The organism is Microcoleus sp. PH2017_24_DOB_U_A, assembly GCF_020738205.1.
In the GTDB taxonomy this organism is placed as follows: domain Bacteria; phylum Cyanobacteriota; class Cyanobacteriia; order Cyanobacteriales; family Microcoleaceae; genus Microcoleus.
In genome coordinates, this window is the sequence record NZ_JAEQCT010000021.1 from 17,402 (window position 1) to 42,996 (window position 25,595).

Annotated in this window: 28 protein-coding genes and 1 pseudogene; 15 read left to right on the forward strand and 14 right to left on the reverse strand. The window is 46.2% G+C overall.

Annotated features, from left to right (window positions below):
• Positions 1–125: 125 nt before the first annotated feature.
• Positions 126–1,121, reverse strand: coding sequence for an AEC family transporter (locus JGK07_RS03390; RefSeq protein WP_293175880.1), 996 nt, complete (start codon positions 1,119–1,121; stop codon positions 126–128).
• A gap of 98 nt (positions 1,122–1,219) precedes the next feature.
• Between JGK07_RS03390 and JGK07_RS03395 the strand changes: the two genes are divergently transcribed.
• Positions 1,220–1,534, forward strand: a complete 315-nt coding sequence (locus JGK07_RS03395) for a hypothetical protein (protein WP_293175882.1) — start codon at positions 1,220–1,222, stop codon at positions 1,532–1,534.
• A 122-nt stretch (positions 1,535–1,656) separates the two neighbouring features.
• Here the strand turns inward: JGK07_RS03395 and JGK07_RS03400 are convergent, their stop codons facing one another.
• The 8 genes from JGK07_RS03400 to patD all read right to left on the reverse strand — a co-directional run bounded on the left by JGK07_RS03400 (position 1,657) and on the right by patD (position 9,015).
• Positions 1,657–1,863: a glycogen debranching protein gene (locus JGK07_RS03400; protein ID WP_293175884.1), complete on the reverse strand. Its 207-nt coding sequence runs from the start codon at positions 1,861–1,863 to the stop codon at positions 1,657–1,659.
• Positions 1,864–2,077: 214 nt separating this feature from the next.
• Positions 2,078–2,563 carry a GNAT family N-acetyltransferase gene (locus tag JGK07_RS03405; RefSeq protein WP_293189619.1) on the reverse strand — a complete coding sequence of 162 codons (486 nt, stop codon included), beginning with the start codon at positions 2,561–2,563 and terminating at the stop codon, positions 2,078–2,080.
• Positions 2,564–3,040: 477 nt separating this feature from the next.
• Positions 3,041–4,114, reverse strand: a complete 1,074-nt coding sequence (locus JGK07_RS03410; protein WP_293175888.1) for an RNA polymerase sigma factor, RpoD/SigA family — start codon at positions 4,112–4,114, stop codon at positions 3,041–3,043.
• A 125-nt stretch (positions 4,115–4,239) separates the two neighbouring features.
• Positions 4,240–5,913 (reverse strand): ABC transporter ATP-binding protein, encoded by a 1,674-nt coding sequence (locus tag JGK07_RS03415; RefSeq protein WP_293175890.1) that lies wholly within the window; start codon positions 5,911–5,913, stop codon positions 4,240–4,242.
• A 355-nt stretch (positions 5,914–6,268) separates the two neighbouring features.
• The gene (locus tag JGK07_RS03420) at positions 6,269–6,430 is read right to left on the reverse strand and encodes a hypothetical protein (RefSeq protein WP_293290732.1); all 162 of its coding nucleotides are present in this window, start codon (positions 6,428–6,430) and stop codon (positions 6,269–6,271) included.
• A 4-nt stretch (positions 6,431–6,434) separates the two neighbouring features.
• Positions 6,435–7,019: a zf-TFIIB domain-containing protein gene (locus JGK07_RS03425; RefSeq protein WP_293175894.1), complete on the reverse strand. Its 585-nt coding sequence runs from the start codon at positions 7,017–7,019 to the stop codon at positions 6,435–6,437.
• Between the two features lie 50 nt (positions 7,020–7,069).
• Positions 7,070–8,524, reverse strand: coding sequence for a transposase (locus tag JGK07_RS03430; RefSeq protein ID WP_293175895.1), 1,455 nt, complete (start codon positions 8,522–8,524; stop codon positions 7,070–7,072).
• Positions 8,525–8,616: 92 nt separating this feature from the next.
• Entirely contained in the window at positions 8,617–9,015 is a 399-nt protein-coding gene (gene patD / locus JGK07_RS03435; protein WP_293210339.1) for a heterocyst frequency control protein PatD, read from the reverse strand.
• Positions 9,016–9,116: 101 nt separating this feature from the next.
• Between patD and JGK07_RS03440 the strand changes: the two genes are divergently transcribed.
• Positions 9,117–9,242 (forward strand): hypothetical protein, encoded by a 126-nt coding sequence (locus JGK07_RS03440; RefSeq protein ID WP_293175899.1) that lies wholly within the window; start codon positions 9,117–9,119, stop codon positions 9,240–9,242.
• A gap of 345 nt (positions 9,243–9,587) precedes the next feature.
• The gene (locus tag JGK07_RS03445; RefSeq protein ID WP_293175901.1) at positions 9,588–11,861 is read left to right on the forward strand and encodes a bifunctional (p)ppGpp synthetase/guanosine-3',5'-bis(diphosphate) 3'-pyrophosphohydrolase; all 2,274 of its coding nucleotides are present in this window, start codon (positions 9,588–9,590) and stop codon (positions 11,859–11,861) included.
• Between the two features lie 453 nt (positions 11,862–12,314).
• Here the strand turns inward: JGK07_RS03445 and JGK07_RS03450 are convergent, their stop codons facing one another.
• Positions 12,315–13,184, reverse strand: coding sequence for a glycine betaine ABC transporter substrate-binding protein (locus tag JGK07_RS03450; RefSeq protein ID WP_293189607.1), 870 nt, complete (start codon positions 13,182–13,184; stop codon positions 12,315–12,317).
• Positions 13,185–13,277: 93 nt separating this feature from the next.
• Here JGK07_RS03450 and JGK07_RS03455 point away from each other — a divergent pair, with 93 nt between their 5' ends.
• The 6 genes from JGK07_RS03455 to JGK07_RS03480 all read left to right on the forward strand — a co-directional run bounded on the left by JGK07_RS03455 (position 13,278) and on the right by JGK07_RS03480 (position 17,600).
• Entirely contained in the window at positions 13,278–14,645 is a 1,368-nt protein-coding gene (locus JGK07_RS03455) for an aldehyde dehydrogenase (protein ID WP_293175905.1), read from the forward strand.
• Positions 14,646–14,880: 235 nt separating this feature from the next.
• Positions 14,881–15,201 carry a nucleotidyltransferase domain-containing protein gene (locus JGK07_RS03460; RefSeq protein ID WP_293189605.1) on the forward strand — a complete coding sequence of 107 codons (321 nt, stop codon included), beginning with the start codon at positions 14,881–14,883 and terminating at the stop codon, positions 15,199–15,201.
• Between the two features lie 229 nt (positions 15,202–15,430).
• Positions 15,431–16,315 (forward strand): Uma2 family endonuclease, encoded by an 885-nt coding sequence (locus tag JGK07_RS03465; RefSeq protein WP_293175909.1) that lies wholly within the window; start codon positions 15,431–15,433, stop codon positions 16,313–16,315.
• 149 nt (positions 16,316–16,464) lie between these two features.
• The gene (locus tag JGK07_RS03470) at positions 16,465–16,839 is read left to right on the forward strand and encodes a DUF433 domain-containing protein (RefSeq protein ID WP_293175912.1); all 375 of its coding nucleotides are present in this window, start codon (positions 16,465–16,467) and stop codon (positions 16,837–16,839) included.
• On the forward strand, positions 16,840–17,202 hold the full coding sequence (locus JGK07_RS03475) for a DUF5615 family PIN-like protein (protein WP_293175914.1): 363 nt from the start codon (positions 16,840–16,842) through the stop codon (positions 17,200–17,202). It abuts the gene before it with no gap.
• Positions 17,203–17,249: 47 nt separating this feature from the next.
• Positions 17,250–17,600, forward strand: coding sequence for a 4a-hydroxytetrahydrobiopterin dehydratase (locus JGK07_RS03480; RefSeq protein ID WP_293175916.1), 351 nt, complete (start codon positions 17,250–17,252; stop codon positions 17,598–17,600).
• A gap of 8 nt (positions 17,601–17,608) precedes the next feature.
• Here the strand turns inward: JGK07_RS03480 and JGK07_RS03485 are convergent, their stop codons facing one another.
• Positions 17,609–18,358 carry a response regulator transcription factor gene (locus JGK07_RS03485; protein WP_293175918.1) on the reverse strand — a complete coding sequence of 250 codons (750 nt, stop codon included), beginning with the start codon at positions 18,356–18,358 and terminating at the stop codon, positions 17,609–17,611.
• 311 nt (positions 18,359–18,669) lie between these two features.
• Between JGK07_RS03485 and JGK07_RS03490 the strand changes: the two genes are divergently transcribed.
• Together JGK07_RS03490 and JGK07_RS03495 are read left to right on the forward strand one after the other, a co-directional pair.
• Positions 18,670–18,810, forward strand: a complete 141-nt coding sequence (locus JGK07_RS03490; RefSeq protein WP_293175920.1) for a hypothetical protein — start codon at positions 18,670–18,672, stop codon at positions 18,808–18,810.
• A gap of 144 nt (positions 18,811–18,954) precedes the next feature.
• Positions 18,955–19,209 (forward strand): DUF6761 family protein, encoded by a 255-nt coding sequence (locus tag JGK07_RS03495; protein ID WP_293175922.1) that lies wholly within the window; start codon positions 18,955–18,957, stop codon positions 19,207–19,209.
• A 381-nt stretch (positions 19,210–19,590) separates the two neighbouring features.
• Here JGK07_RS03495 and grxD read toward each other — a convergent pair whose 3' ends face one another.
• Positions 19,591–19,911 (reverse strand): Grx4 family monothiol glutaredoxin, encoded by a 321-nt coding sequence (grxD, locus tag JGK07_RS03500; protein ID WP_293175924.1) that lies wholly within the window; start codon positions 19,909–19,911, stop codon positions 19,591–19,593.
• A gap of 148 nt (positions 19,912–20,059) precedes the next feature.
• On the opposite strand from grxD, the gene JGK07_RS03505 reads away from it, so the two are divergent.
• Entirely contained in the window at positions 20,060–20,188 is a 129-nt protein-coding gene (locus JGK07_RS03505; RefSeq protein ID WP_293202733.1) for a hypothetical protein, read from the forward strand.
• 61 nt (positions 20,189–20,249) lie between these two features.
• Here the strand turns inward: JGK07_RS03505 and JGK07_RS03510 are convergent, their stop codons facing one another.
• Together JGK07_RS03510 and JGK07_RS03515 are read right to left on the reverse strand one after the other, a co-directional pair.
• Positions 20,250–20,507: a BolA family protein gene (locus JGK07_RS03510; RefSeq protein ID WP_293175926.1), complete on the reverse strand. Its 258-nt coding sequence runs from the start codon at positions 20,505–20,507 to the stop codon at positions 20,250–20,252.
• Between the two features lie 42 nt (positions 20,508–20,549).
• Positions 20,550–21,173, reverse strand: a complete 624-nt coding sequence (locus JGK07_RS03515) for a hypothetical protein (RefSeq protein ID WP_293175928.1) — start codon at positions 21,171–21,173, stop codon at positions 20,550–20,552.
• A 299-nt stretch (positions 21,174–21,472) separates the two neighbouring features.
• Here JGK07_RS03515 and JGK07_RS03520 point away from each other — a divergent pair, with 299 nt between their 5' ends.
• From JGK07_RS03520 to JGK07_RS03530, 3 genes and pseudogenes are all read left to right on the forward strand, one after another.
• The gene (locus JGK07_RS03520) at positions 21,473–21,871 is read left to right on the forward strand and encodes a transcriptional regulator (protein WP_293175930.1); all 399 of its coding nucleotides are present in this window, start codon (positions 21,473–21,475) and stop codon (positions 21,869–21,871) included.
• A 205-nt stretch (positions 21,872–22,076) separates the two neighbouring features.
• A pseudogene (locus tag JGK07_RS03525) lies at positions 22,077–24,349 on the forward strand (S8 family serine peptidase).
• 291 nt (positions 24,350–24,640) lie between these two features.
• On the forward strand, positions 24,641–25,591 hold the full coding sequence (locus JGK07_RS03530) for a fructosamine kinase family protein (protein ID WP_293175934.1): 951 nt from the start codon (positions 24,641–24,643) through the stop codon (positions 25,589–25,591).
• The last annotated feature ends 4 nt before the right edge of the window (positions 25,592–25,595 follow it).

Consider the following 25,595-nt stretch of genomic DNA (forward strand, 5'->3'; position numbering starts at 1 on the left):
CATGGTAAAATTGCACGCTGCACACCCTACAGACAGATTATGTGCATCAAGGACTATTTTTCCTTCTTCCCTCTTCCTTCGAGCAACAGTCAACAGTCAACAGTCAACAGCCAACTCAGTTAATATCAAATAAAGCAAGCCAACCACAGCGGAAGCATCAACAGCAAACCGACAGAAGTGAGGGCGATACTGCTAGCTAACAAATCGCGATCGAGTTCATATATTTCTGCTAAAATCAGCACCGAAAGAGCCGTGGGCGTTCCCGACATCAACACCAAAACCAACCTCGGATCGCCGCTCAATCCGAAAAAACTAGCACCCAATCCGATCAGCACCGGCACAATTACCACTTTTAACAGCGACGGGATTAACGCTAGTTCAAAACTTTGCCATGTTTTAATAGCTCTCAGCCGGATACCAACCAACACCAAAGCACTAGCAATTACCCCTAAAACTGCCGTCTGCAATCCCGATTCTACAGTCTCAGGCAGGGGGACACTTCTGGTAAAAAAACCAATGATAAATGCCCACAGGGCGGGAACTGTTAGCACGTCCCGAAGCTGAATCCACCAGTGATTTTTTCCATCGGAATGCCCGAAATAGCTAGCAAGAAATACACCAAATCCGTAGCTTCCCATCACGTTGTTGGTGACGCTGTACAAGACGGCCCAGTTGTTGTTATCGCTGCTGATGATCGCGGGGGTGATTGCTAATCCGACAAAGCCGGTATTCCCTAACATCGCAGCTAGGATAAAACTGCCTTGGCTCGATCGCGTCAGGGAATTTATATTTAATAGAAATAAATTAACTACAGAATGTTTGCCGTCAAAATATGGCTTTTTGACGTGGCGGGTGCTCAGCCGCCGTAATAATACCCAAGTCAACCAAGCTAAACTCGTACTGACAAATAATACGAATATGGCGATCGCCGGTGTGAATCCGACAGCACCGGAAAAATCGCTCTGACGGGCTAAAACTGCAATTTGCAGGGGTATCCCAATCCAGAACAGAAAGCGGCTCAGCAGCTTAGGAAAATCAACTGGGATGTACCGAAATACCAGCAGTCCCAACCCAGTCCAGATCACTAGAGGCGTATAAGCGTGAAATAATGTCTCAATCATAAAAACTTAACTTGACAATTTGAAATGCCTCTATTGACTAATAGTAAGGCTAAAACCAGTTTGAAAAATGCGATTTGTCGTTAGCGGAACTTGCAGCTATGGGATCGCAGGATGCAGGCTGTTTCACCCTCCCGCCGGGGAACTGCGCCCCCGCAATTTCCCGCCCAAATTCCCGCAGCCAGGAGGACACAATTTTGAGAGTATCAGACATCAACGATTGCAGCATTGTACTTTCAGATACACTTTCACCAGATTTGTTTGAATTTTACAAAAGTGCGATCGTCTTAGAAGGCTCTGCTAACGAGTTATCTGGCATTTTCCGAAATTATATGCTGTGTTTTCCGGCAGTTGCGATCGCACCTCAATACAGCGAGACTAAATCTGCTGATAAGTCAACCAAAAACGCATATTAAGCGCCAACACGACGGAGGGTATCGATCAAAATTTTAGACGAAAGTTCAAACTCCCAAATTGCATCTGTGGAGTCAATCTAAAATCTAAAATCTAAAATCTAAAATCGACTAACTTGCCCTCATCAATTCAATTTCAAAGAATTAACAGGCACCTCATCCCAAGAAGTAACTGTTCGCAATGTAGCAACCCAGCCCTGCTGTTTTTGCTCTGCCGTCAAATTCTGCTCAAAAGATTCGTGGCATTGCTTGGCTTGAGTCTCATCGCCACAAGCAATGCAAGCATAAAGAATACCCGACGGATCGATTTGCTCGTTTACCCAAATAATCACGATCTACTCTCTCAGTCAAAATCTACTGTCACTTAAATTTTCCTATATTTTTGCCAATTATTTACTAGGATTTACCCAACCCAAAATTGACCCACGAGGTGCCCAGAAACCGGGTTTTTCGGGAAAAGACGGGTTACAGACGGCAGATTCAGCAAAAAGCCCGGTTTCTGAGAGTCGTTTTTGAGAGTCGTAGTGCGATCGCCAACTGATAAAATCACTTCGAGGCCAAACTCGCCAAAGACTCCCCCGCCACCCGGCAAATCCGCCAGTCGGGCATCACATCAGCACCTATACCCTTGTAAAATCCGATCGCCAATTCATTCCAATCAAGCACACTCCACTCCAAGCGCCCGCAGCCCCTTTCCACCGTCAACCGCGCCAAATAAACAATCAAAGACTTGCCAATTCCCCGCCCGCGAAACTCAGGGAGCACAAACAAATCCTCCAAATAAATCCCCGGCTGAGTCAAAAAAGTAGAATAATTGTAAAAAAATAGCGCCCAGCCGACAATCCGATCTTCGCATTCTGCTAGAATCGCTTCAGCAAAAGGGCGATCGGCAAACAAATGATTTTCCAAATCTACCGCATTACCTGTTACCGCATCAGATAACTTTTCGTACTCAGCTAAAGCCTTAATCAAATCAAACAGCACCGGCACATCGGCGCGGGTAGCTGGACGCAAAATCACCTCATCAGACATAAATCAATCAGTAGTAAGCGACAATCAACAATTTAAAATACCACATCAAGATATTTTTAATTCTACTCGTTACCAGGCTCCTGCCTAGTAACGCAGATCTGGAGGCTCTGCCTCCTTTTTTCCCAGCCGAGGCAGAGCCTCTGAATATCTGTTCCAAGGCTCTGCCTTGGGGGAGGATCTCAGTTTTGCATTTAATAGTGCGAGCGGGGGCGATCGCGTATTATACGATACGCGAGCGGGGGCGATCGCGTATTATACGATACGCGAGCGGGGGCGATCGCGTATTATACGATACGCGAGCGGGGACGCTCGCACTATAAGAAAAAAATGCTTTTTACAAAAATAAGATGCTCCCCTGCCTTGGAACCAGTTAAACCAATTAAACCCGCCTCCGCGGGTTTTGTTTGTATAGACGCGAATTTCATTCGCCGTCCAATATTTAAGACTTTTCACAATGCAAACTCAATGTTTTGAAGCTTATTTCAACCAGCCCTTCAATCGTTCCGTCACTTGAGGGCGGCGCAGCTTTCGCATTGCCTTATTTTGAATTTGACGGACTCGTTCGCGGGACAGATTGAACAAACTACTGACTTCTTCTAAAGTGTAAGGTTCGCCAGTTATCAAACCGTAACGCATAGCAACAATCTCTTTTTCCCGCTCAGTCAAAATATTATCCAACACCTCCAAAATATCTTGGCGCATCATCATCTCATTCATCTGAGCTTCGGGAGATTGCGTTGCATTATCTTCAATAACATCCAAAAGTTCCGAACTTTCTTCCGTGCCGATGCGGTGGTTGAGAGATAAAGATTGGCGGCGCACTTGCTGGAGGTAACGAAGCTGTTCGGAAGTAACTTCCATTTCTTTAGCAAGTTCAAGTTCAGTGGGATTGCGTTGAAGAGAACGCCTCAAATCCCGATAAACTCTTTTGAGTTTATTTAACTGTTCGACAATGTGAACCGGCAACCGAATTGTCCGCCCTTGATTGGCAATTGTGCGGGTAATTCCTTGGCGAATCCACCAATAGGCATAGGTAGAAAATTTATAACCCTTCTCAGGATCGAACTTTTCGGCGGCTCGGTTCAAACCCAAAGATCCTTCCTGAATTAAATCAAGAAAAGGCACGCCCCGGTTGAGATAGCGTTTGGCAATCGAAACCACCAAGCGCAAATTAGAGCTGATCATTTTCCGTTTCGCCGACTGACACTGGTAGCGGATCTGTTGCAGTTGAGTTTCGCTCACCCCCAAAGCCGTGGCTAGTTCAGCTTTTGTGGGCACTCTGTCCAATTCCTGCTTTAAACGCTCTTCTAGTTCCTGAAGGGCTACCAATTCTTGAACGCGGCGCGCCAACTCTACCTCTTCGGTGGCAGTCAGTAGGGGATAGCGAGCCATTTCTTTGAACAAAGCTCCCACGGGATCGTCGGCAGACCAACTGTTGTATGCTGACGATCTACTTACCGTCGGACGATCGATCTCGGTGTCCTCATCCTCTGCGATTTCGAGTGAGGCTTCGGATGCCACCGCAAAACTGCCTAAGTCAGATTTTGCCATATTTGCTTGGTGTCCGTGGGATGATTTGAAAAGTATCCCTTCACTGTAACGAATTTAATCAGAAATTTCCGAAATCCATATAGAAGTTGCTGACTAATATCTGATTGCGCTAATTTTATACATTTTTATTGAGTTCGAGCCAGTAAAGGAGCAGCCTGCAATAACTCCTGAGTATAAGGGTGCTGCGGATTAGTAAAAATATCCCTAGTTTTCCCGATTTCCACAATTTTTCCCGAATTCATTACCGCAATGCGATCGCAAAAAAACCTCGCCACCCACAAATCGTGCGTAATAAACAGATAAGTCAAATTAAATTCCTGCTTCAACTCCAGCATCAGCTCTAATACCTGAGTCTGTACGCTAGCATCCAGCATACTCACCGGTTCGTCGCAAATAATCAGTTGCGGCCGAGTAATCAAAGCTCGGGCGATGGAAACCCGCTGCTGTTGTCCCCCCGACAGTTCCCCCGGATAACGGCGAAAGAAATCCTCCCCAGGAGTCAAACCCACCCGCTCTAACATTTGGATTACTTGTTTTTTAGCTTCTTCTCCCTTAGCTAATTTGTGAATCAACAAAGGGTCAGCAATACTTTGCCCGACAGTCATCATCGGATTCAAGCAAGCGTGGGGATCTTGAAATACCATTTGCATTTGGCGACGGTGTTTCCTGACAGCATCGCGACTCAGGGCAGTGATATCTATGCCTTGAAATTCCACTTTGCCACCTGTCGGGGGAATTAGCCGCAAAATTGTGCGCGATAACGTACTTTTGCCGCAGCCGGACTCCCCTACAAGCCCGAGGATTTCTCCCCGCTCCAGCTCTAAACTAACGCCGTCTACGGCTTTAATTACCTGGCGGTTCCTCGAAAATAACTGGTCTAATAAATTGCTTTCTAAACTGTAGTGCTGCTGTAAATTCGTCACAGTCAACAGAGGTGAATTTGTTAAGTTTGTAGTGAGGACTTCAGTCCTTCTTTCCTCCGATGTTAACCCTTTACCCGAATCAGCTTGAATGTGCAAAGCTGCTTTCAGGAGCGATCGAGTATATTCGTGTTGCGGCCGTTCAAACACATCCAACACCGGCCCCGTTTCCACGACTTTGCCGCCGTACATCACCGCAATGCGATCGCAATACTCAGCCACCATCGCCAAATCGTGAGAAATCAATAAAATCGCCGTTCCTCTTGAAGCGCAAAGTCGGGTTAACTCCTGCAAAATCTGAGCAGCGACAGTTACATCCAAACTCGTCGTCGGTTCATCCGCCACAATTAATTTAGGATCGAGCAAAAGAGCCAAAGCAATTGCCACTCTTTGGCGCATTCCACCGCTAAATTCGTGGGGAAATTGCGACCAGCGAGACGCCGGAATTTTCACAGCATCCAAAATCTCGATCGCCCGTTTCTTAGCTTCCTTGCGATTCAAATTCGGTCTGTGAGCCTGCAAAGTCTCAATGCAGTGTTCCCCAACAGTCATCAAAGGATCGAGACGAGTCATCGGATCTTGAAAAATCAATGCCACAGCTTCGCCCCGAAAGCGTCTGAGCCGCGAAGCATTCATCTCAAACACCGACTCTCCACCAAAACCAACCCGCCCCTCAACCAAAGTCGAATCCGGCAGCAACCGCATCGCCGCCCTACCCAAAGTTGACTTACCGCACCCAGACTCCCCAACTAATCCCAGTTTTTCCCCCGGTTCCAACGCCAGGGAAACCCCATCAACGGCCCAACCGGATTGGCCCCGCCGCTGAGGATAAGCTACTCGCAGATTTTCAACCGAAAATAGAGAAGAGTCATTAGTCATTAGTCCTTAGTCCTTAGTCCTTAGTTATTGGTTATTGGTTATTGGTTATTGGTTATTGGTTATTGGTTATTGGTTATTGGTTATTGGTTATTGGTTATTGGTTATTGGTTATTGGTTGTTAATTATTAGTTGTTAGTTATTAGTTGTTAGTTATTGGTTATTGGTTATTGGTCATATCATGTCCCGTCATATAATCCTAAATCGTTCGTAGTGAGGACGGCGAGTCATCAATCGGGGTGACGGGATAAATTTCATCCTTACTACAAACAATTTTATTAATGACAATCGACCAGACATGATAGCAGTTAATTATTAGTTGTCAGTTAGTTGTCAGTTGTTAGTCAGTATTTGATAACTAATGACCACAGCCAACTGCCAACTGCCAACTGCCAACTGCCAACTGCCAACTGCCAACTGCCAACTGCCAACTGCCAACTGCCAACTGCCAACTGCCAACTGCCAACTGAACTGCCAACTGCCAACTGCCAACTGCCAACTGCCAACTGCCAACTGCCAACTGACTAAATTTCCTTTCGTTTCAACTCAGCTCTCCGCAATATGTAAGTAGCCGCACAATCAGCATGGGGATGGTCTGCTAAAACTTCCGCTAGTTCCAACACATATCCGGCGATATCCGGGCCCAGCTTCTCAGTCAGCACCTGACGTTCCCGAGCAGCGAGTTCTTGCACGCGGGCCTTAGCTTGCCAGTTGGGAGAAAACATCTTGTCAATCTCGGTGTGGAATCCCAGACTTTCGAGAATATCCCACTCGCCGTTATCGCACCAAATTCCTCCGCACAGCATACAGCGCTCTATGTAAAAGGGCACTCTGCTAAACGGAACCTTTGCCCGCGACAGATAGTGACCGTCTTCGGGACACAGTGCTGCTTTGCTGTCGTAGGGAGACGGCGTGAATTCTATGCCGAGAGTGCCAGTCGGCTGAGGCTTCTCGGATTTGTTGTACCAGAGGCTGTGTTCTTTCTGCCAAGCTTCGTATTCTTTGCCCGGAATCCAGATACCGTAACAGTTGGGACACCACTGCACCGACATACTGCCGGCTAAGGTGCCACCGTCTAAGTTGGGATGCTTGCATTTTGGACATTCCACCGCTTTATTTCTCCTTGCCTTATCTATATTCCCTGTTAATTCAGATACATTTAACCCGGTAAATCTAGGAATCCACCCAAATCTACTGTGTATGGCATAATCTGGAAAGCTTGCAGCTTACCAGACATGGAGGTATCCCTCAAAGCTTTCAACAGAATATTGAAAGCGCCGTTTAAATCCCTGTCCAGAGTGTGTCCGCATTCGGGACATTTAAACGTTTTTAAGCCGCCCAACTTGCTATGGATATGACCGCATTTTGAACAAGTCTTACTGGTGTACTCTTCTGTCACGTCTACTACAACACAACCGTACTTGGATGCTTGATGCTTCAACGTTTGTTTAAAACGATAATGACTCAAAGTCACCATCGCTCTAGCTGTCTTCGTGGCAAGTTTTCGCTTACCCTTTTTTACCATTTGCTGCGTTTCAAATGTTGGCAAGAAAATTAACTTATACTTGCTAACTAGGTAATTAGCCGCCTTATTGTGCAATTCCGAAACTAAGTTCTTAATCTTAACACGAATCCTTGCTGCTACTTTTCTCAATCGATACCGCAGCCGCTTAAACTGACTACCTTTGCTTTTTCCGAGCCGAGACATTAACTTGTCTAAATGTCTGGCTAACCGATAAATGCGACCGATATCACTTTTGCCTAATTTCAGTATATTATGACCGTCAAATCCTGTCATAAATGTTCTGATTCCCGGGTCTAAGGCAATCGCTAATTCGGATTGAGTCGGAGGCGGTGCAACAGTGTCAACCGCATAGCAGATAAACCATTGATCGTTGATAATACTAAGGGTTGGTTCGTGTTGCATTACCTCCACTATTGCTTCAGACGCTTTAAAAGACAAGCCTTTGGTTTCGCGCGGATAGAATGTGTTTGATTTCCAGTTCGCTGTTTGAAACCTAATAGTTTGAGTTGGTTCTTGACAACTTCTAAACTTGGCTGTACCTTGGGATTTACAAGCTGCTTTGTGTGCTTCGCAGGCTTGAAATACTGCTAGTTGACGCGGGTTGTATGGCTGTTGAGACACCCATTCAGGTGCTGAATCCATGATGCGTTTACGCAATTCATATTTACCGATTTTTTCATTTTTGAGAATGGCAATTGCTTGATTGTAACACCATCTGCTTGCGGCTATCCATGTCCGCCATTTCTGAGCTAGTTTTGTTTCCGGGTAGACTCTGATCTTTTTGGATAGTAGATTTGTCTTGACGCTGGGAGTAGAGTCCGCAATCGTCAGCCTGGATGATTCATAGGATATCTTCAACCATTTCTGGTTGGGGAGATAAGTCTGTTCGGCACAGAACCAGGAGTTAGCAATTTTGCTGTTGACAGATCCACTTGATAATATGGATCTGTCAACTCCTGGGCGCGAGTAGGTCAAAGCGATCGACGACCACAACTGTCTCGATATCTCCTGACATGACTTGTCCCAAAAAGGCAAGAATTTCTTTGCGTGTGAAGTTGAGTCCGTATCCAATGTATTGGAATTCGTCATACACGGTGGTTTTTTATTGATTACATACTATCAATGTCTACCGCTATCTTCAAGGAATTTACAAGAAATCGTTTACTATACGAAAACAGTTATTAATTTTGCATCTCGACGGGCCCGGGCGCACCAGAATTTTTTTGGAGCACCACACCGCAGTAGCCAATTAGCGTGTTAAGTCGCTCCGCCGTCGCAGTTTGCCTTGCGGATGCTGTTGCTGGCTGCTTCGCTACTTGCAAAAACGTGACATCTGTTCCCAATAACCGCAGTTGCTTGTGAATTTCCGTCAAATATGACTGTTCTGGGGGGGGTTCTGAGGCGTCTAACTCAGTGCTGGGGACTCTCATAATTTGGTTTCCGAAAAATTGTTGCACTTTTTTGTATTCGATCGCCAGCGCTGCCCGATCGACCTTATCCTGTGTAACAGTTCTTTGTAGCTGTTCGAGTGCTTGCTGTAATTCTTCGTAGCAATGGCGGCGGTCTTCGGACAATATCATGATTTTGTGAACAAATTTATATTTATAATCAAAGTAGATTCTTGCTTAAGGTTGGCTCAGATGAAGGAAAGCCGTGCCTTTTTGCAGCAATTCCCTGTTTTTTGAGAAAATTTCATCACTGGGGGCGTGACTCGATCGCTCTGGCTTCTGCTTTGAGTTTAGCGTTGCCTGTAAATGCCGATCGCCCGCTCCACCAAAAACAGGTACAGTGTCCTAATGCTCGCTAGAGTGGATATCTTCAAATTTTAGACCCTAGTTCCAGATTCATCTGTCGAGTCAAATCTCAAATCTCAAATCTCAAATCGACTGACCTCCACTGCTACCGCCAAAATATCCCCATTTTACCCGATCGATCGACCGCAGTGGCGGCAGTGGAGTCACTATATTTTCCTACCTGCGAGGGGGGGCGACTCGCAATTAGATAGGTATAGTTAACAGAAAAATTGACTATTTTTTTGAATTGCAAATTGTGGCATTCAATTAGTTTAGTATAACTAAACACATAATTTCGGCAATTCAACCGAAAACTGGCATTTAACCATTTGTATTTCTAATTTTTAAAGGTGTACCCCATGAACGCAAACACTCTGACTCCCTCGAATGCGATCGATCCTTGCATAGTTCCCGACTGGCTGCAAGAATGTCTGAATGCTCGATCGCAACCTGACGAAGCCCCAAATCCGAATTGTACGACGGACAACGGCTTAATTTGTCGGGCCTTTGAATTTGCCCGCGACTTGCACGAAGGACAGTACCGCAAATCGGGAGAACCTTATATTTGCCATCCCGTAGCTGTAGCTGGAATACTCCGATATATGGGCGGAAACAGCGCTATGATTGCTGCTGGTTTCCTCCATGACATTGTGGAAGATACAGATATTACTCTCGAAGAAATAGAACAGCGGTTTGGGGCAGAAGTGCGACAGTTAGTCGAAGGAGTCACCAAGCTTTCTAAGTTTAATTTTTCCAGCAAAACAGAGCGCCTTGCCGAAAATTTCCGCCGAATGTTCCTAGCAATGGCTAAAGATATTCGCGTGATTGTCGTCAAACTCGCAGATAGGCTGCACAATATGAGGACTTTGGAGCATTTGTCCGAAGAAAAGCAGCGCACCATTGCCCTAGAAACCCGAGAGATTTTTGCTCCCCTGGCGAACCGTTTGGGTATCGGGCGCTTTAAGTGGGAATTGGAAGATTTAGCCTTTAAATACCTGGAACCGGAAGCTTACCGCGAAATTCAGGACTTGGTGGCGGTGAAGCGGGGCGATCGAGAAACCCAACTTGCAGAAGTCACAGATTGTTTGCGAGAAAGGCTTGACAATTTAGGCATTAAATGCTATGAAGTCAGCGGCCGTCCCAAACATTTGTACGGGATTTATGGGAAGATGCAGCGCAGGCAAAAAGGCTTTAACCAAGTGTACGATATTGCTGCGGTGCGGATCATAGTAGAAAGCAATGATGACTGTTATCGCGCATTGGCGATCGTCCACGATTCATTCCGCCCGATTCCCGGCCGCTTCAAAGACTATATTGGTTTACCAAAAGCCAACCGCTATCAATCGTTGCACACCGGAGTCATCGGCACCAGCGGCCGCCCCATCGAAGTACAAATTCGCACCGTAGCAATGCACCACATTGCCGAATACGGCATAGCAGCCCACTGGAAATACAAAGAAACCGGCGGTTCCAATACCACAGTAACCGGCGACGACGAAAAATTTACCTGGCTGCGACAACTGCTAGAATGGCAAACCGATCTCAAAGACGATCGCGAATATTTACAAAGCATTAAAGACAACTTATTCGACGAAGATATCTACGTTTTCACTCCTAACGGAGACGTAATTGCTCTCAATAGCGGGTCAACACCCGTAGATTTTGCTTACCGCATTCACACAGAAATAGGCAATCGCTGCACCGGCGCCAGAGTCAACGGGCGGATGGTGACACTAGACAAGGTTTTAAAGAACGGTGATATTGTAGAAATCTTGAATCAAAAAAACGGCCATCCCAGCTCCGATTGGCTGAATTTTGTCAAGACAAACGGAGCAAAAAACCGAATTCGCCAGTGGTTAAAGCGATCGCACCGAGATGAAAATCTCGCTCGCGGGCGGGAATTGCTGGAAAAAGAATTAGGTAAAAACGGCTTAGAATCCTTGCTGAAATCTGAACCCATGCAATCAGTAGCTCAGCGCTGCAACTACCACAGCGTCGAAGATTTAATCGCAGGTTTGGGCTACGGCGAAGTCACCCTAAATCTCGTAGTCAACCGACTGCGAGATTTAGTCAAAGTGCAGCAAAAAATAGAAGCTGCACCCGCAGGAATCCAGGAATCGCCAGTACAAATACCTGCATCAGCCGCACCCAAACCCGTACCGAGTTCATCTCCGAGCAAATCGCCGATCGCAGGTGTAGAAGGATTGCTGTATCATTTAGCCGGCTGTTGCTGTCCGATTCCCGGCGAATCAATTATTGGAGTAGTGACTCGCATCCGAGGAATTTCGATTCACCGACAAGGCTGTTCAAATGTTGAGAGTGTACCGGGTGATAGATTAGTTCCTGTGAGTTGGAATTCCACCAACCGCAATGAATCTCGCCCCAATACTTATCCGGTTAACATTCAAGTCGAAGCGCTCGATCGAGTGGGAGTTCTCAATGATGTATTATCGCATTTAAAAGACAACAAAGTGAACGTCCGCAGCGCTCAAGTCAAAACATATCCAGGATTGCCGGCATTAATTGACTTGTGCATGGATATCCAGGATAAAGAACAGTTCGAGCGGACTTGTATGCAGATTAAAAATATGAGCGATATTTTGAATTTGCGGAGGCTGAGTGAAGCTGAGTGAAGGAACTTAAGAAAGACGGCGGTTGAAACCAGGTTTAGAAAAAATGAAGAAAGACGGCGGTTAAAACCGCGGAGTTTACGGGCACACAAACAAAGTCCGCCTCCGCGGACTGAAGAAGATCACATAATTTTAACCGTTCCTTCTTCAACCTGCGAAGGCAGGTTTTGTCTGTATAGACGCGAATTCTATTCGCCCGGTCTTCTGAAGAAGATCACATAATTTTAACCGTTCGTTCTTCAACCTGCGGAGGCAGGTTTTGCTTGTATAGACGCGAATTCTATTCGCCCGGTCTTCTTCAACTTTAGTCCGCAGGGTGCTTAGAGACGCACCCGATTGTAGGTTTGTAGTGAGGACTTTAGTCCGCAAAAAGAAGGACTAAAGTTCTCACTACAAACCTATAGTTGATATTTTGCTCGACATGATATCCAACCATTTTTTGCATAATTCGTGCCTTTATTTCGCCGGAGTTGCAGGCTTGGACTCACCCAATTTTTGCTGCAAAAACTGCCGCGCTAATTGTGCGGCATCCTGCTGTTTCCCATCAACTTGATAGTTGAGTTGGCGCATATCTTCCTCGGAGATTTTGCCGCCCAACTCTGCGAGCACTGGACGCAATTCGGGATATTTTTCCAAAATTTGCGATCGCACAACCGGCACAGCTTCATAGGGCGGGAAATAGTTCTTATCATCTTTGAGCACTACCAAACCCAAACTTTGAATCAAACCATCGGTTGTGCCTCCAGCAATCACATCTACTTCTTTTTGTTGCAGTGCTTGATAAAGCAATCCTAACAGCAACTCCTTCGGTTCTTCCGCAAATCTAATCCCGTAAGTTTTAGCCAATCCGGGAAATCCATCTTCTCTATCTTTGAATTCCGGCCCGAAACCAGCGCGCAATTTTGGTGCAGCTTTACCCAATTGCGAGAGATTTTGCAAGTTAAGTTTTTTGGCATCGTCTCCCCGCACAATAATCGCAAAACCGTTATTAAATCCCAGGGGTTCAGTCCATTCGGCTTTAAACTGTTTGGGATATTCTTGTTTGAGGTAGGCGAGGACTTTTTTGGGGTCAGAAATCGGCTTTTGTTTGAGAATGTTGGTAAAACCTGTACCCGTATATTCGACGTACAAGTCAATTTTTCCTGCTGTTAGGGATTGATGGCAAAGCGAGCCTCCGAGGTTGAGTTCGCGTTCTACTTTAATATCTGTTTTGGCTTCGATGTGCTGTGCTAAAATTTCTGCAAGGATGACTTGTTCGCTAAAGTCTTTTGAGCAAATAACAACTTGTTTTTGAGAACTCGAATTGCAGCTTGTAACTGCGAACAAGCAAAGCAATGATAAACAGGAAGATAAAAAATTGATTTTTGATATTTTCATTTTTTTATTGTAACATTTATGTAGATAGATACAGGAGAAAATATGCTATTGAGTGTCAGGGATACGATCCGGGAGCAGCGACAATTTTTTGCTACTGGGAAAACTAAAGATGTGGATTTTCGGATCGAACAACTCAAAAATCTCAAAAGTGCGATCGTCTCCAATCAATCACGGATTGTGGATGCTGTCAAGGCTGATTTGAACAGGCCGGAGTATGAGGCTTATTTTGAAATTGCTGCGCTCGCAGAAGTTAATTATGCCATCAAAAACGTTGAATCGTGGGCCAAGCCCAAAAAAGTGCCAACACCGATCGATCAATTCCCCGCCTCAGCCCGGATTTACCCGGAACCTTTGGGCGTCGTTTTAATCATCGGGCCTTGGAATTACCCGTTTCAGCTCATGATATCACCTTTAGTCGGGGCGATCGCCGCCGGCAACTGCGCCATCCTCAAACCCTCAGAAATCGCCTCGCACACGTCGAAAGTTGTCGCGGATATGATTCTCACAGCCTTCGATCCCGCCTACATCGCAGCCATCGAAGGAGGAGTTGAAATCAGCCAACAATTATTAGCCGAAAAATTCGACCACATCTTCTTTACCGGAGGCACAAAAATCGGTAAAGTAGTCATGGAAGCCGCCGCCAAACACCTCACACCTGTCACATTAGAATTGGGTGGCAAAAGTCCTTGCATTGTAGACTCAGACATTCAAGTTGAATATACTGCAAGACGCATTGCGTGGGGCAAATTTATCAATGCCGGTCAAACTTGTATTGCTCCAGATTACCTGTTAGTTGACAAAAAAGTTAAACCCGCTTTGATGCAAGCAATTAAAACATCAATTCACGAATTTTACGGCGAAGATCCGCAGAAAAGTCCCGACTATTCCCGAATTATCAATCAGCATCATTTAGGACGTTTGGCAGAGTTTATCAAAGATGGTGAAATTGTCGCGGGCGGTCAAACTAACGTCGAAGACAAATATATTGCGCCGACGGTAATTGACAAGGTTTCCTGGGATTCGCCGGTGATGCAGGATGAGATTTTTGGCCCGATTTTGCCCGTTTTGGAGTATGAAGAGTTCTCAGAGGCGATCGCCCAAATCAACGCCCACCCCAAACCGCTAGCTTTGTATTTGTTCTCAAAGGATAAGGAGAAACAAGAACGAGTTTTGCGCGAAACTTCTTCCGGCGGAGTTTGCATCAACGACACGGTGATGCAAGTCGGAGTTACAACTTTACCTTTTGGCGGAGTTGGCGACAGCGGTATTGGTAGCTATCATGGGAAAGCCAGTTTTGATACTTTTTCACATCAAAAAAGCGTGCTGCAAAAGTCATTTTTACTTGACTTTAAATGGCGGTACGCTCCCTATCTAGGCAAGTTGGATTTGATTAAGAAAATTATCGGTTGAGCGAACGACTACTTGTTTCAATATCATCGGGGCGTGATTTCACCAACATCTACAATACAAATAAGATCGCGGTGTTATTCCGCCCAGATTATCCATAATCTGACAATATATAGCCTTTCTCAAAAAGATGAGGTATGACTGATAGCTTATATAACCAGTTCCACTAAGAGGGCTGAAGCCCAACAACGTACCTCATATGAGAGCTAGATCCGCTATAACTTGATAAACCAACAATATGAACGAGAATTTACCAGAAATATTAGCTGAACTGCGCCACTACTTTAATGATTTGTACGGCGACAGACTTGTACAGTTAATTCTCTACGGTTCCCAAGCCAGAGGAGATGCGAAACCAGATTCTGATATTGATATTTTGGTTGTATTGGACGAACCTGTGAGTGCTGGCAAAGAAATCGCTCGCACGAGTGAATTTGTTGCTGCTTTGTGCTTAGATCGTACTGTAGTAATTTCTAGTGCTTTCGCCTCCGCAGCACGTTTTCAGCAAGAGAAAAGTCCTTTCTTTCTAAATGTTCGCAGAGAAGGAGTATTGATTTGATACCAGAACAAATTGCTCTTTTAACCAAAGCCGTTGAAAGCTTACGAGCAGCTAAGTTGTTAGCTGGATCGAATAGGTTTGTAGTGCGGACTTTAGTCCGCAGAATTTGATGCGGACTAAAGTCCTCACTACAAACCTTTTGAATTTAACGAAATTAGATGCTGGGAAATCAGCCACCTGCTTAATATTGCTTGAGTTAAAATAAAGTCAGTTATTCCCCTAAATTCTTATGTTTCCTAAATATCCCGTGCCTCAAACAGAACCGCCCCGATCGCCAAAAGAAACACTTCCCACGATGTACGATCTACCTAGCGAAAATCCGGAGGAACCTGGTTTGCCTGATGAATTTCACGGCTTGCAACCGCAGTTGCTGAGCTACACTTTCCGCCCTTCCACCTATTCAGCTTCCCAAATATTTACCGGGAGCGACATGAATCTTTATTATGACGTGCGTCACCCGCTTTGGTACAAGCGCCCGGATTGGTTTGGAGTTGTGGGAGTTTCCCGATTGTATGATGAAGTTGATATGCGGCTGAGTTATGTCATTTGGCAAGAGGGTGTGAATCCTTTTGTGATTGTAGAATTGCTCTCGCCGGGAACAGAAAAAGAAGATTTGGGAGAAAATGAGGGGGAAAATATACCGTCTGCGCCTGAACAAATAGCAGGAAATGGTAATATTAACCACGAACCGAGTTCGGAAAAGCCGCTCAGAAAATGGGAGGTTTACGAGCAGGTTTTGCGAATTCCTTATTATGTTGTTTTCAGTCGCTACACCAATCGATTGAGGGCTTTTAAATTGGATGGCGCTCGCTATGAAGAATTGGAACTGTCTGACTCGCGCCTGTGGATGCCTGAGATTGATTTAGGCTTGGGTTTGTGGCACGGGGATTATCTGGGAGTCGATCGACTGTGGTTGCGCTGGTACGATAGTGAAGGCAATTGGATTCCGACTCCCGAGGAGCGAGCCGAGCAGGCACAAGAGCGTGCCGATGAGGCACAAGAGCGCGCCGATGAGGCACAGGAGCGTGCAGAGATTGCCGAAACTCGCTTACAATCTTTGATCGAAAGGCTGCGGGAATCTGGCATCGATCCCGATCAATTTTTGAACGGTTAATACTGAATTGGGCGGAAAAAGAGAGTGCGATCGCTCTTTGATGAATTATCCGAAAAAACGGGCGATCGAACATTTATTTACATCAGGCTGACGCACAACGATCGTGCTATAATTAAAATTGGTAAGTGTTCGATAGCGAGCCAGAGACAATGAGTAAAACTGTAGAAGTAACTGTAGTCAAGAAACCAAAGCAATTAAAAGACTATTTTGATTTTTGGGCGGCTGATGATATTCGCATTAAAGAGACCCGCATTGGGATCGAGGATATTCTCGATGAATACATTTATGGTAAGAAATCACCAGAAGTCATAGCAGAGCTGTTTCCCACAGTAACTTTAGAGCAAATTTACGCTACAATTTTTTACTATCTACAAAATCCAGAAATTGTAGAAAAGTATGTAGAAGATTGGTTAGAGTACACTCTAAAAGCACAGGCAGAACACGATAAAAATCCTCCGCCTGTTGTCTTACGGCTTCGGAAGTTAAAAGCAGAAGGCGATGCGAATCGGGCAGCAGCACAATAAATGGCAATTCAGTACCTTATAGATGAAAATATGCCGTCCTTGTATCGCGAACAGCTATTGCGTCATCTACCAAATTTAATTATCCACACGGTTGGCGATTCAGGTGTGCCACCTAGAGGTACACTAGATCCAGAAATTATAGTTTGGTGTGAAAAAAATGGTTTTTTACTCATTACTAAGAACCGCCGCTCAATGCCATTTCACTTGGCAGATCATTTAAGCACAGGTCATCATTTACCAGGAATTTTGGTACTTCGCCGTCAAGCAGATGTTGGTCAAGTGATTGCTGATTTAGTATTAATTGCAGAAGCGGCTGATGATGATGAATATCTAGATCGCATTAGTTATGTACCTTTAGCTTAATCCTAATAGAATACCCAGAAAACTATCATCGAACTAAAAAGCAATTTATGCCCACCCTATTGCAAGAAAAATGTGCCGCCTGCCTCCCAAACTCTCCCCGCGTCACAGCTTACGAAATTGTCCAACTCAAACCTCAAATTCCCGACTGGAATTTGATTGAAAAAAATGGTATTCCCCAGTTAGAGCGCACTTACAAGTTCCCGGATTTCAAAAGTGCGATCGCCTTTACTAACAGTGTAGGCGAAGCAGCAGAAACTGAAGGGCATCACCCCGCACTGTTAACCGAATGGGGAAAAGTTACCGTTACTTGGTGGACTCACTCGATTTCGGGACTGCACCGCAATGATTTTATTATGGCCGCGAGAACAGATGCGATCGCACATCAATTCTCAACCTAAAATCAGATCTATCGGCTAATGATAGTTTCAGATGTCGGAGCGCCGAATACGGGTGAATGTTGTTGATTCGTATTCAACAATTCCAGATTCAGGCGGTAGCCGACATTCCGCACAGTTTGAATTAGACTCGGCTGTCGCGGGTCGATTTCGATTTTTTTCCGCAGAGAGAGTACGTGAGTGTCGATCGTGCGCGGGTTGTCAATCGCATCCGGCCACGCCCGACGCAGCAAATCGGAGCGCGACAAAGGCACTCCTCCAGCTTGAGCCAGCACGTACAGCAGGCTGAATTCCTGGGGAGTAAGCTCGATGTGTTCCTCATGCAGCCTGACTCGGCGCTGTACCAAGTCAATTTTTAGCCGCCCGCACTCCAGCATCGCGGGCGGTACCATCGTGCGGTTGCGGCGCATCAGGGCTTCCACCCTAGCCATAAATTCTTGCATCCCAAACGGTTTAGTCAGGTAATCGTCGGCGCCCGACTTCAAACCCTCCACAATATCCGCTTCTGAATTTCGCGCTGATAGCATCAAAATCAGCGATTGCTGCTGCTGTTGAAGCCAGCGGCAAAATTCCAAACCGTCCCCATCAGGCAATTGGGCATCGAGAATAACTAGGGTTGGCTGGCGGCTGAAAAATATTTCCCTAGCATGACTGATATCCGCTGATTGGTGCACCCAGTGACCGACTTGCTGTAGATGCCAGCCCAAGAGCGATCGCAGGTGCGGATTTCCTTCAACAATTGAAATACTTGCAGATCCCACAACGGCGAGCTTCCCTTATCACTAATGGGTACCAGGTTAACAGAGCTTTTGTCAAGGTTTTGTAACCATGGCTACTCAAGCATAAGCTGCGTTTAAAGCGACGAACAAACTTCTAGTATCAATTTTAAAGATTTGGTCAAATTGCGATCGTCAGACCTGAGAAAGGTTAAATCATTCTGGCGGTGAGCTTACAATGAAAATAATATAGCTTACAGCCGATCGAGCCTATGACCTAGCCACCTGCTTTGACCGAACCCCCCGACAGGGTATCCACTCCCAGGAAGTTGACAAATCGCGTAACTGAAACTAAAATGCGTGCAACCGTTCGCTCGGTAGCCGGAACACTCACTCAGTTCGATCGCCAAATTCAGCAACATCCCGATTCTATTAAACGCACGGTGAATTATTTAGGTGCGCGCCAAAGAGTCGAGCCACTGCATAGCAGCAAGTGAAATTTTTTATGGAGGGTAGCCTGTTGAGCAGGGTAAAAGCTTTTATTTAGCAATCGCCTCTCTTCTGAGCTTGCTCAGTATGAATCCGGGCAGTTCCTAAATCCCGCCGTCATTATACACCACAAAGGATTTCAAACTCAGACCATGCTACAAGATACCCAAACAATCCGGCACTACCAAAAACTCACCGACGCTCTCGTCGAAATGTGGAATAGAGGTTATCGTTTCGATGACCTGCGGCTTTACTTAGATGGCTACCTCGCAGCCCTGCGACATTGTAACAGCCTGGAACCCTATCTGATTCACAGATTAGAGGAAGAAGCAGCGCGTTACATTCACGATACTTCCAATTTTGAAATGCCACAGACACAAACGCAAGCTGAATCAGACTATTATTAAACACCAAATTTGGTTTAATAAACCCGCTGATTATTTGGGCATCGGGCATCGGCAAAAGAGGGAATCGGGAATCGGGAATTGGTTATTTGTGATTTCCTGCTTTTTCCTTCTTCCTTCTTGCTTCTGCTATAAATGAACCTAATTCAACGTAAAACCCGGTTGCTATTAGATCCCCGGCTTCTTGAAGAAGTCGGGGCTATGTTTGTTCTGTCTGATTTTAAACAGTGGGCAATTGACAATTGTCCGCTAGCGGGTTTAACTTCCCCACTTCAGGAATGTGGCGTGGGGGAGTGGAGTTTAAATCCCCATAAAAAAACCTCACGCTTCACACTTTACTGTCAACTGTCAACTGTCAACTGTCAACTGTCAACTGTCAATTGTTTAAGAAGCCAAAGCGACTTCTACAACTTCTTGCAATTCGCCCTTTTGATACATCTCGATCAGAATATCCGAGCCGCCAAGAAACTCGCCATTGATATAAACTTGGGGAATTGTCGGCCAGTTGGAATACTCTTTAACGCCTTGACGAATTTCTTGGTCTGCCAAAACATCAACTGTTTCGTAAGGCACTCCCATCGTATTGAGAATTTGCACCACAGTATTAGAGAAACCGCACTGTGGCATTAACTTATTGCCCTTCATGAACACCATGATTTTGTTTTGCTTAACCAATTCGTCAATTCTTTCATGTGCTGTACTCATGGTATCTCCTAATATTGTTTGAAAATTTTTAAACGTTGACAGTAGTTTCTGATGAGGCAGAAACCGGGTTTTTAACGAAAATTTCTCGTTACCAGAAAGAATTGGTTGAAAGCCCCAAGTCTTTGAGGGAGAAATTAAAATCAGACTATTGATTACTCCAATCCTCGGACTTAAGGGTAGAGGTCGCTATCAAACTGTCAACTGTCAACTGTCAACTGTCAACTGTCAACTGTTGAAAGCCATAGATTCCGGTGCAAAAGCCGATTTCTTTGGTTAGCAACTGTTTCTCAAGCGACTATTGACACAAGCACAAACTTGCGATAATTGCGACTAAAAAACTAAGCAACTTCACTTTTGGCTGCCCATTCTGCCGGAGTTAAGGTTTCCAACGCCAAAGCGTGGATAGCTTCACTAGCCATTGCCTGTTTGAGAGCTCCGTAAACCAGTTGGTGTTGCTGTACTCGGGTTTTCCCTTCAAAGGCAGCAGAGACTACTCTCACCTGGTAGTGATCGCCGCCTCTCAAATCCTCAACTTTTAGCTTAGCGTCTGGTAATCCAGTCTGAATCATTTCTGCTACTTGAGACGGTGTAACCATTGGTATTTGTGATAAAGGGCTGTATTGAGTATTTTAGTGGAACTATTTGTTGGACGATCGCGGTTGAGTTGCAGCAGGCCGGGGATAGGGGGCATCCACAAAGCCCAATTCCAGTAATTGCTGGTAAGCTTTTTTACCCAAGTCGCGAGTTGGCTGTTGCGATCGAATAATCTGAATCAGTAGGGGAACAGCCAGTTCCGGCTTATTTTGTGCGCGGTGTACCAACGCCAGCCGGTAGGTAGCTTCGTCGCGCATTTGGGCTGTTTCCACAGCTTTGGTGCGGTTGCTGTCGGCCAAGCGGATGTCAATTCCGGCAAAACTGCTGCCCAGTTGCTGGTAGAAGTTGGAGAGTTGATTGAAAATTTGGCGGGATTCTTGAAGTTTTTGAGCCGCCAGCGTGTAATTTTGACTGGAAATAGCACCACTGGCTTCTGTCATCAAACGCTGACCTCCGGCAATGCTCAGTACGCTGCTGTCTGGGGTGACAGGGCGGAGGTTGTTGGGGTCTGTGGGGTCGTCGGCGGGTTCGACTTGCGGTTGGTTATCTGGCCGAGAAGGTTGTTGTGCTTGGGCTTGGAGCGGTTGCAACAGGGTCAAAACTGCGATCGCCCCGATCGTCATCCGGGCGGTGAAGCGAAGCCAGCAAACAGTTGCAGAGTATACCATGAAATTACTTTGCGCCTCGGCGCTTTAAAAAGATATTTAGCTTGAGCCGATCTTACCATTGGCGATCGCAACCGGCTAAGTGTAAACCAAATTTGTTCAAATGTCAAAGGGTGCGATCGATTTTGGATTAAACAAAGGAAATCGCGGGGGATTGGACATATCCCGGCGATTTAGTCCCGGAGGCAGAAACCGGGTTTTTTTACCTAAATACTGCATTTGAGGCTTTAAAATTGGTGAAAAACCCGGTTTCTTTGGTTTTGATGCGTAAGTTTCGATCTAATTTAACAATAAAATGAACCATGAATATCACAATCGAGAAAACAGTCTACGGTCAACTGCTGGCGAAATCGCAGCCTAAGCCCATCCTGAACGAAGAAGATAACGATCTTGCCCTCGCAGAAGTCGATTTTCTGATGTCTAAGGAAGAATTAACACTAGAAGAAGAAACTTTACTGAGTCTCTGGGGAATCTTGATCGAAGAATACGAATCAAAATATTACCCAGATCCAGAAGTGACTCCCCGGGATGTTCTATTGCATTTCATGGAAATTCGCGAACTCAAACAAGCTGATTTAGTCGGCGTGATTGGTTCCAAAGGAGTAGTCTCTGAGGTGGTTAATGGGAAACGGGCGATTAGCAAGGCGCAAGCTAAGGCGCTGGGAGATTTTTTTAACGTTAATCCTAGCGTATTTATTTGATGGTAGTTGTTCGATCTTTGTCGATCGGCATTTTTGGGGCGGGCAGGATGCCCACCCCACAAGAAGATTCAGTCTTTTTTTGGGGCGGGTTCAAAGCCCAACCCCTACTCCCCACAAGAAGATTCAGTCTTTGTGGAACAGGCATCTTGCCTGTTCTTCAGAAATATAGTAAATACTGGATGAAAACTGAACAGGGGCATTTCTAATGACACAACCGATCGCACTTTCCGCAAATACCTTACAAAATTATCAAGGTATCGGAGTTCCCGAAGCAAGTCTGGCAGTGATTTTGCAGCGCGGCGGCGATGAGTTGTTGCTGTCAAAAGTTCCAAACCGCTTTACAGTCCGTCCGTCAGCGACAGCATCGACATCAAATAATTGGGCTGCAACAAATCAGGCAAAACTTAACCGTCGCGTCGGCCAAAGTAATCTGGAAGAATATCTAGTGGCGCCGGAAAACCTAGATGCAGCAATGCAAGCCGCCCGCGCCAGCGATGCTGTAGTTTTTGCTAGCCATGTCTATTGTCCCGCAAACAATCCGAGCACATTCTTTTATTTAACCGATCGCATTACTATTCAATTTGGCGAACAAGTAAACGAAGAATCGCGAAAGTCGATCGCCAATGCAGCAAATTTAACAATAATCCGGCCAGTCGAAGGCATTCCCAATACCTTCGTCTGCGAAGTCACCAAACAAGCAACCGAAAACCCGATTAAAATTGCCAACCGCTTGACAAGATATCCAGAAGTTTTGGTGGCGGAACCCAATATTATCCTAGAAACTCAGCAACATTATACACCCCGCGATCCGCTTTATCCCAAACAGTGGTATCTCAATAACAAAGGCGGTGACGGAGTTGTCAGCGGCGCTCAAATTTATGCAGAACCAGCTTGGGATATGACTCGCGGCGTGCGATCGATCGTAATTGCGATCGCCGATGATTCAGTCGATCTGACGCACCCCGATTTTCAAGGCCAAGGCAAAATCGTCTCGCCCATCGATTTCAAAGACGGCGACACTTCCCCGATGCCGGTTGCTGAATCGGACAACCACGGGACAAGTTGCGCCGGTGTCGCCGCTGCGGAAGAAAACGGTAAAGGTACTGTCGGCGTCGCCCCCGGATGCGCCGTGATGCCGATCCGTACCACGGGTTTTCTCGATGACGAGTCGATCGAAAAAATCTTCAATTGGGCGATCGACAAAGGCGCCGCCGTCATCTCTTGCAGTTGGGGGCCTGGGGCAGTTTACTATCCGCTTTCCCTACGCCAAAGCGCCGCTATCACCAAAGCAGCAACCCAAGGGCGGGGCGGCAGAGGCTGCGTGATTCTGTTTGCTGCGGGGAATGCCAACCGCCCCGTTAACGGGACTGTGGACGAGAAAGGCTGGCCAAATAACGTTGTGGGCGGCATTCCACTTCCCTCAACAAAAAAGCAGCCTACAGCAATTGGGGCACCAGCATCTCGGTTTGCGCGCCCAGCAACAACGCACCGCCTGGAACCTGGCTACCAGAAACCGGATTTATTGCGACTGCGCCGGAGGTGTCGGAGTATTTGCCAGGTTTGGGGGTGTTTACTGCCGATCGCGTCGGGGTTGCCGGCTACGACTCGGGGGACTACACCGATAGCTTTGGCGGCACTTCCAGCGCCACTCCAGTAGTCGCTGGAGTGGCAGGTTTAGTGCTTTCGGCAAACCCTCGTTTGACGGCGCGGGAAGTGCGGGGAATTCTCGAACAAACTGCTGACAAAATTGTCGATGCCGATGCCGATCCGCAGTTGGGGAATCGCCTGGGAAATTACGATGCTAATACTCGCCGCAGCGATTGGTTCGGTTACGGGAAAGTGAATGCTTTAAAAGCTGTGCAAGCTGCGGTGAGAAAGGCTGGCGGCAATCCAAATATCGGCGGTTCCAGGTTCAGCGATATTTCTGGACATTGGGCAGAAAAGTTTATTGAAGCTTTGGCTGCGGCGAATATAATTAGCGGTTTTCCTGATGGTTCTTTCGGGCCTGACAACAGTTTAAATCGCGCTCAATATGCGGCGCTTTTGGTGAGTGCATTTAGTCCGATTCCGAAGGCGGCGGCTACCAATTTTATTGATGTTTCGGCGAGTTTTTGGGCGAGAAGTGCGATCGATCGGGCGAATCGGGCGGGGTTTTTGTCGGGGTTTCCGGGGTTGAAGTTTGGCCCGAATCAGAATTTGACGAAGACAGAGGCGATCGTATCTTTGGTTAATGGTTTACAACTTAAGGGTGGCAATCCCGATATTTTGAAAGTTTACACCGATCGCAATCAAATTCCTAATTTTGCTTTAAGCGCCGCAGCCACAGCAACAGCTTTGAAGATTGTAGTAAACTATCCGGCGCGCGATCGGCTTTCTGGGCAGCGAGACATCACCCGGGCTGAGATTTCGGCTTTGATTTACCAGACATTGGTAGCAATTAATCGCGCCAAGGCGATCGACTCTCCCTACATTGTCTAGCCACTCCCGAACCGCTGTTGGGCATACCGAATTATTCTGGTCATCTTCAGGCGGTTCGCGAGTAATATCGCCGTTCGTAGTGCGGACTTCAGTCCGCAGCATATTGCGGACTGAAGTCCGCACTACGAACAGTTTTTTGTTATGGTAATCGACCCCACATGATATTAAGATATATCCACAAAAAAGACGGTCGAATAATTCTATTGTGTCCGATCTGCGATCGATTAATCGCAGTAAAGTGTCGCCAGTCAGATACACTAATGGCGATCGCCCTCAAAACCATTTGATGCTATGTGGCACAAAATTGCAGCACACATCTCCCAAGCAACCGGAGACACATTTTCAATAGACAACCGCCGTTCAGTCAGCGGTGGCTGCATCAACCAAGGCTATGCTATCAACAGCAGTACCCGCACTTATTTCGCCAAAATCAATCAAGCTTCCCAAGTCGCCATGTTTGAAACTGAGGCGCTGGGTTTGCAGCAAATGGCCCAAACTCAGACTATTCGCCTTCCTCAACCGATTTGCTGGGGAACTGAGGGCAATTCTGCTTATATTGTATTGGAATGGCTGGATTTGCGAAGTGGCGGGAGCGAGATAGCCTGGGCCCAAATGGGACGCAAACTGGCTCAAATGCACAAATACACCCCCCCCAGCCCCCCCTTGCTAAGGGGGGGAGAAAAGGCGAATTCATCCTTGCTAACGGGGGGAGAAAAGGCGAATTCATCCTTGCTAAGGGGATGTTTTGGTTGGGATAGGAATAATGCGATCGGCTCAACTCCTCAAATTAATAACTGGACTGCTGATTGGGCAGAATTTTGGACAGAACATCGGATTGGTTATCAGTTACAGTTGGCTAGGCGTCGTGGTGGAAATTTCAGTCGAGGGGAAACTTTGCTAGCAGCTATTCCCAAGTTATTGGAGGGTTACAAACCTCAACCTTCCTTAGTTCATGGGGATTTGTGGGGAGGAAATGCCTCGGTAACTGCTGCGGGGGAACCAGTAATTTTTGACCCCGCGACTTATTGGGGCGACAGAGAAGTCGATATTGCGATGACGGAACTTTTCGGCGGTTTTTCCCCAGCATTTTATCGAGGTTATAATGAAGTTTGGTTGCTGGATTCAGGCTATGAAAAGCGCAAAACGCTTTACAACTTATATCATATTTTGAATCACTTTAATTTGTTTGGCGGGAGTTACGAGTCGCAGGCAAATCAAATAATTAATAAAATTTTGGGTTAAGATT

Excerpts from the sequence above, each read along its gene's own strand:
- JGK07_RS03390 (WP_293175880.1), bottom strand. The coding sequence starts at position 1,121 with ATGATTGAGACATTATTTCACGCTTATACGCCTCTAGTGATCTGGACT.
- JGK07_RS03395 (WP_293175882.1), top strand. The coding sequence starts at position 1,220 with ATGGGATCGCAGGATGCAGGCTGTTTCACCCTCCCGCCGGGGAACTGC.
- JGK07_RS03405 (WP_293189619.1), bottom strand. The coding sequence starts at position 2,563 with ATGTCTGATGAGGTGATTTTGCGTCCAGCTACCCGCGCCGATGTGCCG.
- JGK07_RS03410 (WP_293175888.1), bottom strand. The coding sequence starts at position 4,114 with ATGGCAAAATCTGACTTAGGCAGTTTTGCGGTGGCATCCGAAGCCTCA.
- JGK07_RS03415 (WP_293175890.1), bottom strand. The coding sequence starts at position 5,913 with ATGACTAATGACTCTTCTCTATTTTCGGTTGAAAATCTGCGAGTAGCT.
- JGK07_RS03430 (WP_293175895.1), bottom strand. The coding sequence starts at position 8,524 with ATGACGAATTCCAATACATTGGATACGGACTCAACTTCACACGCAAAG.
- patD (WP_293210339.1), bottom strand. The coding sequence starts at position 9,015 with ATGATATTGTCCGAAGACCGCCGCCATTGCTACGAAGAATTACAGCAA.
- JGK07_RS03445 (WP_293175901.1), top strand. The coding sequence starts at position 9,588 with ATGAACGCAAACACTCTGACTCCCTCGAATGCGATCGATCCTTGCATA.
- JGK07_RS03455 (WP_293175905.1), top strand. The coding sequence starts at position 13,278 with ATGCTATTGAGTGTCAGGGATACGATCCGGGAGCAGCGACAATTTTTT.
- JGK07_RS03460 (WP_293189605.1), top strand. The coding sequence starts at position 14,881 with ATGAACGAGAATTTACCAGAAATATTAGCTGAACTGCGCCACTACTTT.
- JGK07_RS03465 (WP_293175909.1), top strand. The coding sequence starts at position 15,431 with ATGTTTCCTAAATATCCCGTGCCTCAAACAGAACCGCCCCGATCGCCA.
- JGK07_RS03470 (WP_293175912.1), top strand. The coding sequence starts at position 16,465 with ATGAGTAAAACTGTAGAAGTAACTGTAGTCAAGAAACCAAAGCAATTA.
- JGK07_RS03475 (WP_293175914.1), top strand. The coding sequence starts at position 16,840 with ATGGCAATTCAGTACCTTATAGATGAAAATATGCCGTCCTTGTATCGC.
- JGK07_RS03480 (WP_293175916.1), top strand. The coding sequence starts at position 17,250 with ATGCCCACCCTATTGCAAGAAAAATGTGCCGCCTGCCTCCCAAACTCT.
- JGK07_RS03490 (WP_293175920.1), top strand. The coding sequence starts at position 18,670 with ATGCGTGCAACCGTTCGCTCGGTAGCCGGAACACTCACTCAGTTCGAT.
- JGK07_RS03495 (WP_293175922.1), top strand. The coding sequence starts at position 18,955 with ATGCTACAAGATACCCAAACAATCCGGCACTACCAAAAACTCACCGAC.
- grxD (WP_293175924.1), bottom strand. The coding sequence starts at position 19,911 with ATGAGTACAGCACATGAAAGAATTGACGAATTGGTTAAGCAAAACAAA.
- JGK07_RS03510 (WP_293175926.1), bottom strand. The coding sequence starts at position 20,507 with ATGGTTACACCGTCTCAAGTAGCAGAAATGATTCAGACTGGATTACCA.
- JGK07_RS03515 (WP_293175928.1), bottom strand. The coding sequence starts at position 21,173 with ATGGTATACTCTGCAACTGTTTGCTGGCTTCGCTTCACCGCCCGGATG.
- JGK07_RS03520 (WP_293175930.1), top strand. The coding sequence starts at position 21,473 with ATGAATATCACAATCGAGAAAACAGTCTACGGTCAACTGCTGGCGAAA.
- JGK07_RS03530 (WP_293175934.1), top strand. The coding sequence starts at position 24,641 with ATGTGGCACAAAATTGCAGCACACATCTCCCAAGCAACCGGAGACACA.